This is a genomic window from Mycobacterium sp. OAS707, from assembly GCF_014873705.1.
Lineage (GTDB): Bacteria > Actinomycetota > Actinomycetes > Mycobacteriales > Mycobacteriaceae > Mycobacterium.
Map to the genome: position 1 here is coordinate 61,045 of NZ_JADBDS010000002.1, position 15,504 is coordinate 76,548.

The following is a 15,504-nucleotide window of genomic DNA, read 5'->3' on the forward strand; positions in this document are numbered from 1 at the left end:
TTAGTTTTAGCAAACAGTCAGTGAGGTGGGATATGCGGATCATCGATGCCGACGGGCATGTCGCGGAGGGGCCATCGCTGGCCATCGAGGCGATGAAGCGCTGGCCCGAACACATCACGCCACGCCAAGACGGCAAGGCCTTGATGATCGAGGGCCGCAACTACCCTGAAGCCGACGGCCCCGGCGCCGGCTGTCCGCGCGAGCACGGCTTGTCCACCGCAGACGGCATCGACTACTCGTCGGCGCAGGGCGTGCTCGGCGATGCCGACCGCGATCACATCGACACCATGGTGTTGTATCCCAGCCTGGGTCTGTGCGCACCGAGTCTCGAAGACCCCGAATTCGCAGCAGGATTCGCGCGGCTCTACAACCAGTGGATCGCCGACTACTGTGCCGAGTCCAACGGACGGTTGCGCGGCATCGCGGTCACCCCGATCGAGCACGGTGAGGTGGCTGTCGAGATCATGCGCGAGGCCAAGGACCTCGGCCTGGTTGCCACCCACATCCCGCCCGCACTGAAGACCCGCAACCTCGATCACCCCGATCTCGACCGGTTCTACGCGGCCGCCGAGGAAATGGACATGCCGCTGGGCGTTCACGGCGCACCGGGCATGCACCTACCGAAGGTCGGGGTCGACCGCTTCACCAATTACATTCAGGTGCACTGCGTCAGCTTCCCGTTCGACCAGATGACCGCGATGACCGCGATGATCTCCGGCGGGGTTTTCGACCGGCATCCGAGGCTGCGCGTCGCGTTCCTGGAGGCCGGTGTCGGCTGGGTGCCGTTCTTCATCGACCGCCTCCACGAGCACTTCGAAAAACGCGGCGACTGGATCGAGAACGGGTGGAAGCGCGATCCGCAGGAATACCTTCAGGCGGGCAACATCTGGACCACCTGCGAGCCGGAGGAGCCGATCCTGCCGGGCGTCATCGACGTTCTCGGTGACGACTTCATCATGTTCGCCAGCGACTACCCGCACTGGGACGGCGAATGGCCGGAGAGCACCAAGCATCTGCGGTCGCGACCTGACATCAGCGAGCAGACGCGGGAAAAGATCGGCGGCACCAACGCCAAACGCTTCTACAGCTTGAACTGATGTCGCCGAGCGGCCCACTCGGCCTCAATAGGCCCCTCAGTGGGCTGCCGTTCGCCGAAACTGCAGTTATCGTGCATCGTAGTCGCACTATTTCGCGATAACTGCAATCTCGCGACACGGTGGACGGGTGATGGTCAACTAGTCCAGGCTGAAATCGATGACGCCGCGGATGATTTCGCCGTTCAGCAGATCGCGGTAACCGTCGTTGATGTCGTCGAGTCGATAGCGTCTGGTGATCATCTCGTCGAGCTGCAACTGGCCTGCTTCGTAGAGCCGGGCGAACCGTGCGACGTCGACCCGCGGATTGCACGAGCCGTACACGGTGCCCTTGAGGCTCTTGTTCCACAGGATGAACTCCTGCAGGTTGATCGCGATGGAACTGGTCGTCTGCTTGGTCATCCCGGTCAGCACGCACGTGCCGCCCTTGCGCGTAAGGCTCAGCGCCGCTTGCACGTCCTGCTCTGAAATCAGCGAGGGCGAGACGATGACGGCATCGGCCATCACGCCATGGCTCAGCTCCCGAACCACCGCTGCCGCTTCATCGGTGCTGCCTGCGCTATGAGTAGCGCCGAACCGCAATGCGGACTTCTGTTTGAACTCAACAGGATCGACCGCGACGATGTGCGCGGCGCCGTTGATGCGTGCTCCCTGGATGGCTCCAGTGCCGATGCCACCCACGCCCACGACGACGACGGTGTCGCCGGACCGGACCTCGGCGCGGTTCTCTGCCGAACCGTATCCCGTCGGAACCCCGCACGACAGCAGGGCCATCGGGAGCAACGGCAGGTGCGGATCGATCTTGACGATCGAATCCGTCGACACCACAGTGTGTTTGGAGAACGCGCCGACCTTCGATAGATGGCCGAGCTGACGGCCGTCCGCGGTGTGATGGCGGAACGTGCCGTCGGTCGGCATGCCTGGAATCATCACCTGCGCGCCCATGTCGCAGATGTATTCCATGCCCGAGTTGCACCACCTGCACCGGCCGCACACCGCGACGAACGACGTCACCACGTGATCACCCGGCGCGAACTCCGTCACCCTCTCGCCGATGTCGACAACGACAGCCGAACCTTCGTGACCGCCGATCATCGGGAACATCGAGGGCAGGCCGAACGACTGCATCACCTCGTTGCTCGCGGACATGTCGCCGTTGAGGATGTGCTCATCGGAGTGGCACAAACCGGCGGCCACCATCTCGATCAGCACTTCGCCGGCGCGTGGGGGATCCAGCTCGAATTCCTCGACCGACCACGGGCCGCCCACATCGTGCAGGATCGCGGCGCGACTCTTCATGCGATACGACGGAATGTCACCGGCAGATGCTTCGGCGAGCGGAACGGCATACCGGTGATGTTGGTGTCGTCGTCCTCCAAGAGCTGCAGGTCGGTCACCCGGTCGAACAGGCTCGTCAGCATCGCCTTCGTTTCCACCCGGGCCAAATGCATGCCGAGGCAGCTGTGAATGCCGCCCGCGAACGAAATGTGTGCCCGCCGCGGCCGGTGAATGTCGAACACGTCGGGGTTTTCCCATCGCTTGTCGTCGCGGTTGGCCGCACCCATGCACAGATTGACCTGGGCACCTTCCGGGATCGTGATGCCGTGCATCTCGACATCGCGGGTGGTGTTGCGGGTCACCAGAACAAGCGGCGTCTCATACCGGATGCCCTCTTCGATCGCAGCCGGAATCAGGTCGCGGTCCTGCTGTACCGCCGCGAGTTGGCCGGGGTGGGTCAGTAGCAGCTGCAGCAGGTTTCCCGACGACCGATAGGTGGTTTCAAGCCCTGCGGGCAACAGCAACCGCAGGAACGAGATGATGGCTTCGTCGGTAAGCTTTTCGCCGTCGATCTCCGCGCCGACGAGGTCGCCGATGACGTCGTCGGTGAGTTTTCGGCGCCTCTGGTCTACCTGTTCCTGGAAGTAGGTACCGAGTTCGACCGACGCGTTGAGGCCAGCCTCGATGTCCTCAGTGATCGAGATCAGTTGCAGCGACAGCCGCCGGAACATCTCCAAGTCCTGCTGCGGCAGGCCCAGCAGCGCCGCGGTCACCCGGGTCGGGAACTCGAATGTGACGGCCTTGACCAAATCGACTTCGCCTTGGTCGAGGAACTCATCGACCAGTTGATCGCAGATCGGGTCGATCACCTCGGGTTCCCACTGCGTCAGTGCGCTCTGCTTGAACGCCTTGCTGACCAGGCTGCGATGGTCGTGGTGCTGCTTGCCCGCCATGCCGAGAATCGTCGGGCCGAAGACGAGCCCGATGGTCTGGTTGTACATCTCCGAGGCGAACACCGTGTCCTCACGGAACGCGGTGAATACGCTCTCGAAGTCAAACAGGGTCCAGTTCTCGGGGTTCTTGAGCTCTTCGGGCATCAGGTCGCTCTCCATGAGCGTGCCTCGCCACACCGGCGCCGTATTGCGCATGTGGTTGAAGAATCCGTAGGGATCGGTCGCAAGATCTGGCGCGCTCTGCGAATCGGTGCTGATCGTCACCAGTGCCTCCCGGGGCAGCAGCATCTAGCGGCTGTGTCGCCCTATCTTTACTATTTTAGGTATTCTAGGTCAAGGAAACCGAAGGGACATGATGCAGCGGCGACCGGTGTGTGCCATCGAGGATCTGCCTCCGGGGAGCATGAAGCTGGTGCAGGCTGGCAAGTTCGGGGTGGGCGTATACAACATCGAAGGCGCGGTGTACGCGATCGCCAACTACTGCTCGCATGAGGGTGCACCGCTGTGCGCGGGATACGTCGTCGGCACCAATGAGTACGCGCCGGAGATGCCCGACCAGCTGCGCCGCGTCCGCGAAGGCCGCATCGCGCGCTGCCCATGGCACAACTGGGAGTTCGACATCACGACGGGTGTGAACCTCGCCGATCCGCAGAAGCGCGTTCGCACCTATGAAGTCGACGTGAGCGACGGGCAGGTGTATCTCACCGCATGAGCGAAGCTGTCGGCCCATGATCATCGATGCCAATGTGCAACCGCATTTCCGCTACAACGCGGAGATCCGGAAGTTCCTTGGGCCCGCGCACAAGTTGCGCTCGATCCCCGACGTCGAGCAGCAGTGGTACCAGGCGCCAGGCGGCGATTACCGCCAGGACCTGTACGGCAATGGCTACCCGGGATCCGACCCAGACATCGTGGCAAGCCACCTGTTCACCGACGGGGGCGCAAGCCACGCGATCCTGAATCCACTCACCCGCGGCAACATCGCCGACTATCTGCTCAACAGCCGGATCTGTGCGGCCGTGAACGACTGGCTGCTGACGCGCTGGCTCGACTCCGATGACAGCGGCCGGTTCCTCGGCACCATTCGGGTCAACCCCGAGGACGTCAAGGGCGCGGTCGCGGAGATCGAGCGACTGGCCGGTCATCCGAAGATGGTGCAGGTCGGCGTTCCTCTGCAGTCGCGCGAACCGTACGGCAAGCCGATGTTCGAGCCGATATGGGAGGCCGCGGCCGCCCACAATCTGCCGGTGGCCGTGCACATCAACGGCGGCAACGGCGTCGACCATGCGCCGACGTTCGCCGGACACGCCTACACCTATCCCGGATACGCCGCCTTCATGCCGCTGAACTCGTTCGTGCACCTGGCCACGCTGATCATCGAGGGCACGTTCGGGCGAATCCCCGGTCTGCGGTTCGTCTTCGCCGACGGCGGCTACGACATCCTCACGCCGTTGATCTGGCGCTTGGACACGTTCTGGATGTCGATGCGCGACCAAACCCCTTGGGTGGACCGGTATCCCAGTGAATACTTGCGTGATCACGTGCGGTTCTGCTCGTCAGCGTTCGACGGACCGACGGATGCCGGGCTGGCCGAGCGATGGCTCGATTTCAGCGACAAGGCAGACCTGCTGATGTACGGGTCGGGCTACCCGCACTGGTCGACCTCGCAGCCCGACGACGTGGTAGCCGGGCTCAACGCTGAGCAACGGGAAAAAGTGTTGTGGCGCAACGCAAGTGACCTATACGGCGTCACAGAGGGGAGTCTCACATGACGACCGTGGAACAACGCGCAGACGACTTCGTAACCCAGGACATCGCCGTGACCATCGTCGACACCGACGTGCACCCGCTGCCGGTGTCGGGTGAAGTGCTCAAGTCGTACGCGCCGGCGGAGTGGAAAGACAAGCTGTGGCCGACGGGTAACGCCGTCTCGCCGGTGCCGCATTTCTACGACACCCCGGACTCGTACAAGACGATGTCGCTTCGGGTCGATGCCGCACCCCCGCGTGGCGGAGTCGCGGGCAGCGACCCCGAGTTCGCCGCCAAGCAGCTGCTGGTCGACGCCGGAGTCAGCATCGCGATGCTGGAGCCGATGTGCGATGCCCAGTTGCCGCACGCCGAGCACGTCCTCAAGGCCACTCACAACGACTGGCTGGCCGACGTGTGGCTCGGCGACAACAACTGGCACGGCCGCTGGCGTGGCGCGATCAGCGTCACCGCACAGGACCCGCACGCAGCCGCTCGCGAGATCGAGCGGTGGGCCGGGCACCCGTACATGGCCGAGGTGTTGATGACGCCGCAGACCCGCGGAATCCCGTTCGGCAGCCCGCATTTCGACCCGTTGTACGAAGCGGCCGCTCGCAACAACCTTCCGGTCGCGACGCACCTGATGGGTCAGACGCCGTTCGAGTTGATCCCGATCTACCCGGTGGGCAACCCCGCGCATTGGCACGACTTTTTCGCTTCGTGGCCGCTGCTGTATGTGTCGCATCTGATGAGCCTGGTGTTCGACGGCGCCTTCGACCGGCATCCCGACCTGCGGATCGTGTTCGTCGAGGGCGGCTTCACCTGGGCGATGCCGGTGATGTGGCGGATGGACCGGATCTGGCAACAGCGCAAGGGCGACCTGCCACACGTGCGCCGCAAGCCGTCGGACTATGTGCGCGAACACGTCCGGTTCACCACGCAGCCGCTGGAGGACGTCAACGTCGCGACGTACCGCGAGTACCTCGAGATGATGGATCTCGGTGACTGTTTGATGTTCTCGACGGACTACCCGCACTGGAGTTATGACTCGCCCGAGTGGGCCGTGCGGCGGTTCCCCGCCGATCAGCGTGAGCGGATCATGCGCGGCAACGCCACCGCGCTCTACGGCCTGCCCTCCACGGTCAAGGCGCTGCCGGGTGAACAGCCGCCCGCTACCTGACGTCCCTGACTTGGTCCGGGAGTACGACAAGTGTTGGTCGAGCCTGGATTTCGTCGGTCTTGCCGACCTTTGGGAGCGAGTCGATCCGCAGCCGATCTACGTCGGTGACGAGTACGCCGCCCCATTGATCGGGGCCGACGAGCTGGACCGGCATTGGGCTCGCGTCGCCAGCAGGCTCAAGGCGGCAATCGTGTCGTCGACGCTGCACGAGTGTGACGTGGTCGACGACACAGTGGTGCGGGCCTTGCTGCTCAGCCGTTGGACATTGACGGGCAGGGAGTCCGACGTCGCGCGGACCGGTGCCAGCTGGGTCACGTGGTTGCTGGTCCGGCGCGGCGAGCGGCTGCGCATCTTTCACCAGATGGAGTCCGAGGTGTTTCTCAGTGACGGCGCAGGGGAGTAGGCCCGCGGCGCTCAACTTCCAACGGCACCACGGGTTCCCGGGCCGACGGGCCGCGGGTGATAGCGTGCAACCGGATCTCGGGCACGTCCACCGATGGGTCGACGGTGTCCAGCCACGCGACGGCCTCGGCGACGTCCGCAGCCCGGATCGCGTACATCTCGAACGGAACGTCCTGCAGCATCTCGGTTTCCACCGGCCCCGGTGTGACGATGTGGACGTTGATACCGTCGCGGTCGACCTCCTGCGCCAACGCCAGCGCGAACGCGTTCATGCCCGCCTTCGACGCCGAGTACGCGGTGCGTGCAGGCATCGGCTCGTGCGCGGCCGATGACGAGACGAACACGAACCGCGAACCTGCCTTCATATGGGGCAGGGCAGCCGACGTGACGACGAAACACGAGTCGAGGTTCGCCGACATCGTCGCGCGCCACTGCTCGAAAGTCTGCTTGCGCGCGTACGTTCCGCCGAGAATGCCCGCCGCGTGTACGACGAGGTCGATGTCACCTGCCGCCTGAACCGCAGGCTGGAATTTGTCCGGATCCGTGGCATCGGCGACGACGTAGCGCGCACCCATCTCCTCCGCCGCGGCCCGCAGCGGCTCCTCGCGGCGTGCGGTCAGCACGACGTCGTAGCCGAGCTCCGCCAGCCTACGGCCGCAGGCTTTGCCGATGCCGCCGCTGCCTCCGGTGATCAAGGCCGTTCGCACGCAACACCTTTCAGCGTTGACGCCGCGCAAGCGCCTGCGGGGAGAGTGCGACGATGCGCCGTTCGGGATCTTCTGCCATGAAATAGGCCTGGGTGTCCGCCAGATGGCGCGCGGATAGCTTGCGTGCGCGTTCGGCGTCGCCTGCCTCGATCGCCTCGGCGATCTTCGTGTGAATGCTCAACGCGATGCGGCGCTTGCTCAGCGCCGGGTACTCGCCTTTGGCAGCGGTCTCCTCGGCCCACCACTGCAGGTGACTGCTCCACAGCGTCTCCAGACTGCCGACCACGGCGATCATCGTGTGATTGCCGCAGCCCCGGACGATCTCGTCGTGGAACTTCCCGCCGATCTCGGTGAAGCGGGCACCGTCCTCGATGTGCTCGGCCATCGCGTCGTTGAGTTCCTTGAGCTTCGGAATCAACGTCTCGCCGCGGTCCGGACGCTTGGCCGCCAGGGCCGCACACATCGGATCGAGTTCCTGTAATGCGGTGCCGAGATCGGCCAACGGCACAGTGTCGCTTTGCAGCAACAGCCCGATCATGTAGGCCGCGCTGGCCTTGGCGGGGGCATGTACGACGGCGCCACCTCGATTGCCGCGACGCACGGACACCAGCCCCTCGGTCTCGAGGATTCGCAAGGCTTCGCGCAACGAGACAAGGCTGACGTTGAACTGTTCGACAAGCACCTCCTGGCGCGGCAGCAGGTCACCGTCGGAAAGCTCGCCGTCGATGATTTGCCGCCGAAGCTCGTCGGCCACGATCTCGGCTGTACGGCGCGCCGACAGCCTGCGGCGTGCCTCGGGGCCGATTCCCAGTGTTGTCATGTCTTGGCAATATTAACAGCGATTCGCCTGCTCGCAGGCACCGCTATCCGACAAAAGTTACTAAGATGATAAAGAAACCACGGGAGGATGTGCGGTTGACCGGCGATTCGCCAACCCCGCTGCATGATCTTCGCGTCGTCGAGATCAGCGACCGGATCGCCGGCGCTTACTGCGGCAAGTTGCTCGTCGACGCGGGGGCCGATGTGGTGAAGGTCGAGCCTGTCGCCGGAGATGCGTTGCGCCGCTTCACCACAACCGGCGCCGTGCCTGCTGAGGGCATCGATTCGCCACTGTTCAGTTATCTCAATGCTGGGAAGCGAAGCGTAACAGCCGCATCCGAGGAACTGCTGGGCAGCGCGGACGTGTTGATCACCACCCAGAGGAGCGAGCTCGGCTCCACGTCCCCGCAGTGCGTAGTGGTGTCAATCTCCGACTTCGGCTTGACGGGACCATGGTCGGACCGCCCGGCCACTGAGTTCACGCTGCAGGCCGTCTCGGGGCTGACCGGATTCCGCGGTGATCCTGCTGGCCCACCGATCTCGATCGGCGGGGACCTGGGGGAATACATGGGCGGAGCCTGTGCCGCCTATGGGGCGTTGGCTCTGCGGCGCCGGGTCCGTCGCGGCGGGCGGGGCGGGCACCTGGACATGTCGATGCTCGAGGCGATCACGCTGATGCAGAGCAGCGAGTGGTTGCATTCGCAGCTACTGCAGGTACCGCCGATCAAGCGTTCGATCGAAGTCCCGTCGATCGAGGAAGCCGCCGATGGCTACGTCGGCATCAGCATGGTCACCGGCCAGCAGTGGCTCGATTTCGCCGCGATGGTGGATTGTCAGGAGCTGACTGAGATCCCGGAGCTTCGCTTCCAGATCGGTCGCTGGGATTACCGGGACTGGATTCGCGAACGCATCGGACCATGGATGCGCGAGCGCACTGTCGACGAGATCGTCGAACTCGGCCAGTTGTTCCGGCTGCCCATCGCCCCGCTCGGCAACGGCGCGACCATTCCCCAGATGGACCACCTGCGCGAGCGCGGTGTCTATCTCGACAACCCGACGGGCTTCCGCCAGCCGCGCGCCCCCTGGCTGATGTCGGCCGCAGCACCCGCCCCCGTGCGGCCGGCGCCGACCGTAGGCGAAGCGGATGGCGAAACACTTTGGCAGCCAAGAGAATCCGTTGACGTGACCGCCTCCGACCTGCCGCTGGCCGGAGTTCGCATCGTCGATCTGACCGCGTTCTGGGCCGGTCCGGCCGCAACTCATGCACTGGCCGCGCTGGGCGCTGACGTCATCAAGATCGAGTCGATCCAGCGGCCCGACGGCATCCGCTATTCGGGTGGCATGCGCACTGACGTCGACGACTGGTGGGAGTACGGCTGGCTCTTTCAGGCGATGAACACCAACAAGCGGTCCGTGACACTGGATCTGGAGTCACAGGACGGCATCCGACTCCTCAAGCAGTTGGTCAGTCAATCCCACGCCGTGATCGAGAACTTCTCGCCCCGGGTGATGGACCAATTCGGCCTTGGCGCTGACGCGTTGCTTGCCATCAAGGCGGACCTGGTCGTGGTGCGGATGCCAGCCTTCGGCCTGTCTGGACCGTGGCGTGACCGCGTCGGTTTCGCGCCGACGATGGAGCAGATAGCGGGGTTGGCGTGGGTCACCGGCCTGCCCGAAGGGCCGCCGGTGCCACCGCGGGGCGCCTGCGACCCGTTGGCTGGTGTGCATGCGGCGTTCGCATTGCTGTGCGCACTGGAGTTCGCCGAGCGGACCGGCCGCGGCCAGTTGGTCGAGGTGCCGATGATCGAGACCGTACTGAACGTGACCGCCGCGCAGACAATCGAATACGAGATGTTCGGCGAGATATTGGAGCGGCGGGGCAACCGAGGCCATGCCGGCGCGATTCAGGATCTCTACCGGTGCACGGGCGACGACAATTGGATCGCGATCTGCGCGCAAACCGATGCGCACAAGACGGCGTTGTCGGAATTGACGGGCGGCATCGAGCTGAGTGACTGGTTGGCCGATCAGGACCTCGACGCGGCCGTTGATGCGCTTGCCCACAAGGGGATTCCGGCGGCCGCCGTCGTCTCCCCGTCGCTGGTGACGGAGAACCCGCAACTTCGGCATCGCGGATTCTTCGAGCGGCTCGACCATTCACGGACAGGCGAGGGTTGGTATCCGACACCACCGTTCACACTGCTCGACGGCAACGAAAGGTGGCTGCATCGCCCACCGCCGACGCTCGGGCAGCACAATGGTGAGGTGTTGACCGAACTATGCGGGCTGACCGGCGAGGATCTCGAGCGGCTGGCCGCCCAGGGTGTGATCGGCACCCGCCCGAAGGGCCTGTGATGGGAGCGTACGACGTGCTTCTGAATGACGAACGCACCCAACTCGAATCGTTTGTTGAGGAGTACCGCGGCGCCATCGAGAACACACTTGATGGCCTCACCGAGGAGCAGGCTCGTCGCCGGCTCGTGCCCTCAGCGACGACGCTGCTCGGCCTGCTCAAACACGTCACATGGATGCAGCGAGTGTGGTTCGAGGAGTGCATCGGGGGGAGGTCTCGTCGGGAACTCGGCCTGGTGAACACTCCAGAAGAGTCATTCCAACTCGCCGACCACGACACCATTGCCGCAGTCAAGGCGGCCCACATGCAGGCCTGCGCGACGGCCAGGGCTGCGGTGGCCAACCTCTCGCTGGACGCCGTCGTGACGGGTCATCGTGCGGGGCCCCGCACAGTGCACTGGGTGTACCTGCAGGTGCTGCGCGAGCTGGCGCACCACTGCGGCCACGCCGACATTCTGCGCGAACAGATTCTCGCCGGCTGACTTCTCCAGATCTGGTTCTACCGCGCTCGCAACGAGATCGGCATCGCGTCGAAGATCGACATGTTGTTGGTCAGGTTCGGGTAGGACACGGTCGGCTGGCCGAGTTCGATATCGTCTGCGCGACAGAGCAACTCGTCGAGCACAGCGCGAATCTCGGCTCGCGCGAGCATCGCGCCGAGGCAGTGGTGCGGTCCGCCACCGCCGAACGTCACGTGCTGGTTTTCCGTACGGCTGATGTCGAATGTGAACGGGTCGTTGAAGACTTCCTCGTCGCGGTTGGCCGAGCGCAGCATCGAGACCACTCGCTCGCCCTTCGGGATGGTGATGCCATCCATCTCGACGTCGATCTTGGTGCTGCGTGTCCAGAACGCGACCGGCGTCGCCCACCGCAGCACCTCTTCGACCGCACTGGACCGGATCGCCTCGTCGGCGCGGTACCGTTCAATCTCACCTGGATTGGCCACAAATGCCTGCAGTCCGAAGGCCAAGGCATTCTTCGTGGTGTCGCTGCCGGCGAAAGTGAGTACGTAGAAGAAGATCTCGAGCTCGTTGGCCGGAATGGACAGCTGCTCGCCGTTCTCGTCGGTGACGACTGCGGTGGCCAGGGTGCTCCAGATGTCATCGGTCGGGTTGCGCCGCTTTTCCGCGGTGAGTTCGAGCGCGTAGGTGAAGACCTTGCCGAACAGCTCGAGCTGCTCCTGTTCGGTCGCCGTCGCGTTTTGACCATTGGCCGACTTCAGGATCCGGTCCAACGTCTCGAAGATCTCCGGCCGGTCGCTGTCGGGGATTCCGATGATGTCGCCGATGACCGACATCGGCAGCACATCGGCGACGTCCTCGATCCAGTCACCACTGCCCGCCGCAAGCAACCGGTCGACCAACGACTTGGCCCGCGTCCGGATACCTTCCTCGAGCCTGGCGATGGCCTTCGGAGTGAACGCATGCGACATCACCCTGCGCCGCTTCGTCAGCTCGGGTGGATCCATGTGAATGATCGTTGGAATGTCGGCCATCACGCCGATGGTCTGGATGAGCGGGCCGTCCGCCGCGGTGAACGAGTCGGTATCGCGATGAATCCGCTGGGCGTGCCGGTGCTTGGTCGTCATCCAGAAGTCGCGGTGGACGGATTTGGCGACGCCATCGGTGCGCTCGTGGTGGAAGATCGGGCGTTCGCGACGCAACTCTGCGAACAGATCATCGGGAAAACCGTTCTGCCACAACGCAGCATCGGAAAGATCGACCGGAGTCGTCGTTGGCATGGGAGCTCCTCGTTGGGTGACCTTGACCTAGAATGCCTAAAATAGTAAAAATAGGCAATGGACAGGCCCTGACCTGCCCGGTTGGCGTGCGGACGGAGAGAGCAGTGGCGGACACGGTTGCGGACACCACAGACCCGTCGGAACGCGAGTTCGGGCCCAGTGGCATCAGCCTCTCGAAGTACCGGTTCCCAACGGGATGGTTCATCGTCGGGTTCGCGTCCGAGCTGGCCGCCGGCCAGGTCAAGCGGGCGCACTACTTCGGTGAAGAGTTGGTCATCTTCCGCACCGAAGCCGGCCAGATCAACGTCCTCGACGCCTATTGCCAACATCTCGGCGCGAACATGGGCGTCGGCGGCACCGTGGAGGGTGAGCGGATTGTCTGCCCATGGCACGGCTGGCGCTGGAACGGCGACGGCACGAACGCGCTGATCCCGTACAGCAAGATCGGCTGCAAGCAGAACGTTCGGATCAAGGCCTATCCGGTGGCCGAGTGGTACGGCTTCATTCTCGTCTGGCACGAGCGCCATGGCCGCGCCCCGTATTGGCAGCCGCCGGTGCTGCCCGAGTTGGAGACCGACGAGTATTACCCGCTGCACCCGCACACCCGGATGGTCAACCGGGTCAAGGTGCATGCACAGATGATCATCGAGAACGCCGCCGATCCATACCACGTGCAATATGTGCACAAGGCGGCCAACCCGGCCAACACCGCCTCGTTCGAAGTCAGCGGTTACCACCTGCACGCCACGGTCAACGCCGATTTCGGTGGCGGACGGGCCAAGACCTGGCTGACACCTAACGGGCCCGTCGAAGCCAAGATCATCTACGACAACTACTCGTTGGGGCTGGGTGTCGTGCGCTTCCCGTCGGATCTGGTGGCGACCGTTCAGGTGACCGGCCAGACGCCGGTCGACGAGGACTACACCGACTACTTCTACACCCAGGCCTCGATCCGCGAACCCGGCGACACCGGGGACAAGCCCACCGGTCGCGCGGCAAGGTTCCTGCAACTGCAGCAGGAAGTCATCAAGCAGGACTTCTTCACGTGGGAGAACATGAAATACCTGGAGAAGCCCAACCTCGCTCCGGAGGAGGCGCACGACTACGCCGCGTTGCGGCGCTGGGCACACCGGTTCTATCCCGGTGAACAGCCGGCGGCGGGAGATTTCGGTTATACCGCTGAGGGCGAGCCCGACCCGGCTGCAGCGAGGGTGTAATGCCCGACGCGGGCTTCACCGTCCCCGCAGTGCTGGATCTGCGTGCACAGCAATTCGGCGACCGCGTGATGATGTCGATCGCCGGAACACCGATCACCTTCGCGCAGATGCGGGACAGGTCCTGCTCCGCTGCCAATGTGCTCATGGATCTCGGCGTCAAGCGGGGTGAGACCGTGGCGCTCTTCACCGGAACGTGCCCGGAATGGGTGTACTTCTGGCTCGGGGCTGCCCGCATCGGCGCGGTCCCCGCGGCGGTCAACGCGGCGAGCAAAGGCGAGTTCCTGTCCCACACGCTGCGGCTGTCGCGCGCAGCGGTGGCCGTCACGGATGCTGATCGACAGGGTCGGCTTGCCGAGGTGGCCGGTGACGTGGACACCTTGAGATCGGTACTGGTGCAAGGTGATTCGCTCGCTGATGCGCTGAGCGCCGCGTCGACCGAGCCGCCGTCGGGAGCTACCGCCGAACCCGACGACATCGCGCTGTTCTTCACGTCCGGCACCACCGGGCCGTCGAAGGCGGTGGTCACCACATGGCAATACCTGTTCACCGCGGCGGCCACCGTCGCGTCGACGTGGGAATTCGAGGCGGGTGACGTGCTGTGGACCGCCATGCCGCTCTTCCATCTCAGCGCGGCGCCGACTGTGCTGGCCCCGATGCTGGTCGGCGGGACGAGCGTGCTGGCAAGCGCCTTTCATCCGCGTGAGGTGTGGGACGAGATACGGGCGTGCGGCGCCGTGGGCTTCGCCGGTGCGGGCGCGATGGTGTCGATGCTGTGGAACCTGCCGCCCGATCCGCGAGACGCCGAGATCGGGCTTCGGTTCATCTCGGCGGCTCCCATTGCCGCCGACATGTATCGCGCCATCGAGGAGCGGTATCGCTGCCGCATCGTGACGATGTACGGCATGACCGAGGCGTTTCCGATCGCCTACAAGGCAGTGTCCGACGAAGGAAAGCCAGGCACCTCCGGTCAGATCAATCCGGATTTCGACGTACGGATCGTCGATTTGCTCGGCGAACCCGTACCCGAGGGTATGGTAGGGGAGATTGCCTGCCGGGCGCGGAAGCCACATGCGATCAGCGAGGGGTATGTGGCGTCGGCGTCCGGCGGGCCCCCACTGCAGGTCGAATCCCATCCCGAGTGGTTCCGGACGGGTGATCTCGGGTATCTGGACAGCGACAACAATCTGACATACGTCGACCGGGTGAAGGACTCTTTGCGGCGGCGCGGCGAGAACATCTCCTCGGTCGAAGTCGAACAGGCAGTGATGCGTCATCCGGCCGTGTTGGAGGCCGCAGCGGTTGGCATCCCGAGTGATCTCGGCGAGGACGACATTCTCGTCGTGGTGACGCTGCGGCCCGGCGCGGTCCTGGAGTACGCCGAGTTGCTCGACTTCTGCTCGGCGCGGATGCCGTACTTCTGCGTGCCGCGGTATCTGGAAGTGCTCGACGAGATTCCGAAGAACGTGATCGGGCGCGTGCGCAAAGACGTGCTCCGGGACAGGGGACTGGGCCAAGGCGCCTGGGACCGTGAGGCACACGGCTACGTGTTGAGCCGGTAGGACGGGAGACGACATGACGTTGACGTACCAACAGCAATTCGTGCTGGACGGGCTGGCGGGCCGGGCGGCAATCCTCAATCTGAATGCCCGCTATAACCGCGCGTATTCGGCGGGCGACCTGGAAAGTTGGATCACGACGTTCCGCCACGCGGGTGCCACGGTCGTGCGCGGCGGGGAGAGGTTCACCGACCTGCGCGCGGCCTTCAATGGCGGCGAAGGTAAGCGCCTCGTCACCGTCGACCACGAAATAACGGTCGACGGGGTGGAAGCGACGCAGCGGTGCGTCGGCTTGGTGTTCGTCGGCGCCGAACTTCGAGCCACCGGCACATATACCGATCAGCTCATCTACGAGCGCGGTGGTTGGTACTTCACGTCGCGCGAACTCGAGTGGGATCTCGCGCCGCGGGAGAGCGCGCTGCCGGTGTGACCGCAGACCTGTCCTACGAATTCGCGTTC

At 64.4% G+C, this 15,504-nt stretch carries 15 protein-coding genes; 10 read left to right on the top strand and 5 right to left on the bottom strand.

Translation table 11 applies throughout. The annotated features are described in order from the left end of the window. Nucleotides 1-32: 32 nt before the first annotated feature. On the top strand, nucleotides 33-1,097 hold the full coding sequence (locus GGC64_RS10995) for an amidohydrolase family protein (RefSeq protein WP_192722559.1): 1,065 nt from the start codon (nucleotides 33-35) through the stop codon (nucleotides 1,095-1,097). A gap of 138 nt (nucleotides 1,098-1,235) precedes the next feature. On the opposite strand, the gene GGC64_RS11000 is transcribed toward GGC64_RS10995, so the two are convergent. Continuing rightward, complete coding sequence (locus tag GGC64_RS11000) at nucleotides 1,236-2,393, bottom strand: Zn-dependent alcohol dehydrogenase (protein ID WP_192722560.1); 1,158 nt, start codon at nucleotides 2,391-2,393, stop codon at nucleotides 1,236-1,238. Next, nucleotides 2,390-3,589 carry a cytochrome P450 gene (locus GGC64_RS11005; protein WP_192723835.1) on the bottom strand — a complete coding sequence of 400 codons (1,200 nt, stop codon included), beginning with the start codon at nucleotides 3,587-3,589 and terminating at the stop codon, nucleotides 2,390-2,392. The genes GGC64_RS11000 and GGC64_RS11005 overlap by 4 nt, the downstream gene beginning before the upstream one ends. A gap of 88 nt (nucleotides 3,590-3,677) precedes the next feature. Here GGC64_RS11005 and GGC64_RS11010 point away from each other — a divergent pair, with 88 nt between their 5' ends. The 4 genes from GGC64_RS11010 to GGC64_RS11025 are packed head-to-tail and all read left to right on the top strand — an operon-like array spanning nucleotide 3,678 to nucleotide 6,654. Then, on the top strand, nucleotides 3,678-4,037 hold the full coding sequence (locus GGC64_RS11010; protein ID WP_370582068.1) for a Rieske (2Fe-2S) protein: 360 nt from the start codon (nucleotides 3,678-3,680) through the stop codon (nucleotides 4,035-4,037). A gap of 16 nt (nucleotides 4,038-4,053) precedes the next feature. After that, entirely contained in the window at nucleotides 4,054-5,097 is a 1,044-nt protein-coding gene (locus GGC64_RS11015; RefSeq protein ID WP_192722561.1) for an amidohydrolase family protein, read from the top strand. Next, nucleotides 5,094-6,251 carry an amidohydrolase family protein gene (locus GGC64_RS11020; protein ID WP_192722562.1) on the top strand — a complete coding sequence of 386 codons (1,158 nt, stop codon included), beginning with the start codon at nucleotides 5,094-5,096 and terminating at the stop codon, nucleotides 6,249-6,251. The genes GGC64_RS11015 and GGC64_RS11020 overlap by 4 nt, the downstream gene beginning before the upstream one ends. Beyond that, nucleotides 6,229-6,654, top strand: coding sequence for a hypothetical protein (locus tag GGC64_RS11025; protein ID WP_192722563.1), 426 nt, complete (start codon nucleotides 6,229-6,231; stop codon nucleotides 6,652-6,654). Before GGC64_RS11020 ends, GGC64_RS11025 begins: the two co-directional genes overlap by 23 nt. On the opposite strand, the gene GGC64_RS11030 is transcribed toward GGC64_RS11025, so the two are convergent. Next, entirely contained in the window at nucleotides 6,632-7,360 is a 729-nt protein-coding gene (locus GGC64_RS11030) for an SDR family oxidoreductase (protein WP_192722564.1), read from the bottom strand. The genes GGC64_RS11025 and GGC64_RS11030 overlap by 23 nt on opposite strands. 10 nt (nucleotides 7,361-7,370) lie before the next feature. Further along, nucleotides 7,371-8,180 carry a FadR/GntR family transcriptional regulator gene (locus GGC64_RS11035; protein WP_192722565.1) on the bottom strand — a complete coding sequence of 270 codons (810 nt, stop codon included), beginning with the start codon at nucleotides 8,178-8,180 and terminating at the stop codon, nucleotides 7,371-7,373. Nucleotides 8,181-8,245: 65 nt separating this feature from the next. Here GGC64_RS11035 and GGC64_RS11040 point away from each other — a divergent pair, with 65 nt between their 5' ends. Together GGC64_RS11040 and GGC64_RS11045 are read left to right on the top strand one after the other, a co-directional pair. After that, nucleotides 8,246-10,534: a CoA transferase gene (locus GGC64_RS11040; RefSeq protein WP_192722566.1), complete on the top strand. Its 2,289-nt coding sequence runs from the start codon at nucleotides 8,246-8,248 to the stop codon at nucleotides 10,532-10,534. Next, on the top strand, nucleotides 10,534-11,013 hold the full coding sequence (locus GGC64_RS11045; RefSeq protein ID WP_192722567.1) for a DinB family protein: 480 nt from the start codon (nucleotides 10,534-10,536) through the stop codon (nucleotides 11,011-11,013). Before GGC64_RS11040 ends, GGC64_RS11045 begins: the two co-directional genes overlap by 1 nt. Before the next feature lie 17 nt (nucleotides 11,014-11,030). On the opposite strand, the gene GGC64_RS11050 is transcribed toward GGC64_RS11045, so the two are convergent. Further along, nucleotides 11,031-12,272 (bottom strand): cytochrome P450, encoded by a 1,242-nt coding sequence (locus tag GGC64_RS11050; protein WP_192722568.1) that lies wholly within the window; start codon nucleotides 12,270-12,272, stop codon nucleotides 11,031-11,033. Between the two features lie 104 nt (nucleotides 12,273-12,376). On the opposite strand from GGC64_RS11050, the gene GGC64_RS11055 reads away from it, so the two are divergent. The 3 genes from GGC64_RS11055 to GGC64_RS11065 are packed head-to-tail and all read left to right on the top strand — an operon-like array spanning nucleotide 12,377 to nucleotide 15,475. Further along, complete coding sequence (locus GGC64_RS11055; RefSeq protein ID WP_370582069.1) at nucleotides 12,377-13,489, top strand: aromatic ring-hydroxylating dioxygenase subunit alpha; 1,113 nt, start codon at nucleotides 12,377-12,379, stop codon at nucleotides 13,487-13,489. Continuing rightward, the gene (locus tag GGC64_RS11060) at nucleotides 13,489-15,048 is read left to right on the top strand and encodes an AMP-binding protein (RefSeq protein ID WP_192722570.1); all 1,560 of its coding nucleotides are present in this window, start codon (nucleotides 13,489-13,491) and stop codon (nucleotides 15,046-15,048) included. The genes GGC64_RS11055 and GGC64_RS11060 overlap by 1 nt, the downstream gene beginning before the upstream one ends. Nucleotides 15,049-15,061: 13 nt before the next feature. After that, nucleotides 15,062-15,475, top strand: a complete 414-nt coding sequence (locus GGC64_RS11065; protein WP_192722571.1) for a nuclear transport factor 2 family protein — start codon at nucleotides 15,062-15,064, stop codon at nucleotides 15,473-15,475. The last annotated feature ends 29 nt before the right edge of the window (nucleotides 15,476-15,504 follow it).

Coding starts and splice junctions, on each gene's coding strand:
- GGC64_RS10995 (WP_192722559.1), top strand. CDS start 33: ATGCGGATCATCGATGCCGACGGGCATGTCGCGGAGGGGCCATCGCTG.
- GGC64_RS11000 (WP_192722560.1), bottom strand. CDS start 2,393: ATGAAGAGTCGCGCCGCGATCCTGCACGATGTGGGCGGCCCGTGGTCG.
- GGC64_RS11010 (WP_370582068.1), top strand. CDS start 3,678: ATGATGCAGCGGCGACCGGTGTGTGCCATCGAGGATCTGCCTCCGGGG.
- GGC64_RS11015 (WP_192722561.1), top strand. CDS start 4,054: ATGATCATCGATGCCAATGTGCAACCGCATTTCCGCTACAACGCGGAG.
- GGC64_RS11020 (WP_192722562.1), top strand. CDS start 5,094: ATGACGACCGTGGAACAACGCGCAGACGACTTCGTAACCCAGGACATC.
- GGC64_RS11035 (WP_192722565.1), bottom strand. CDS start 8,180: ATGACAACACTGGGAATCGGCCCCGAGGCACGCCGCAGGCTGTCGGCG.
- GGC64_RS11040 (WP_192722566.1), top strand. CDS start 8,246: ATGATAAAGAAACCACGGGAGGATGTGCGGTTGACCGGCGATTCGCCA.
- GGC64_RS11045 (WP_192722567.1), top strand. CDS start 10,534: ATGGGAGCGTACGACGTGCTTCTGAATGACGAACGCACCCAACTCGAA.
- GGC64_RS11050 (WP_192722568.1), bottom strand. CDS start 12,272: ATGCCAACGACGACTCCGGTCGATCTTTCCGATGCTGCGTTGTGGCAG.
- GGC64_RS11060 (WP_192722570.1), top strand. CDS start 13,489: ATGCCCGACGCGGGCTTCACCGTCCCCGCAGTGCTGGATCTGCGTGCA.
- GGC64_RS11065 (WP_192722571.1), top strand. CDS start 15,062: ATGACGTTGACGTACCAACAGCAATTCGTGCTGGACGGGCTGGCGGGC.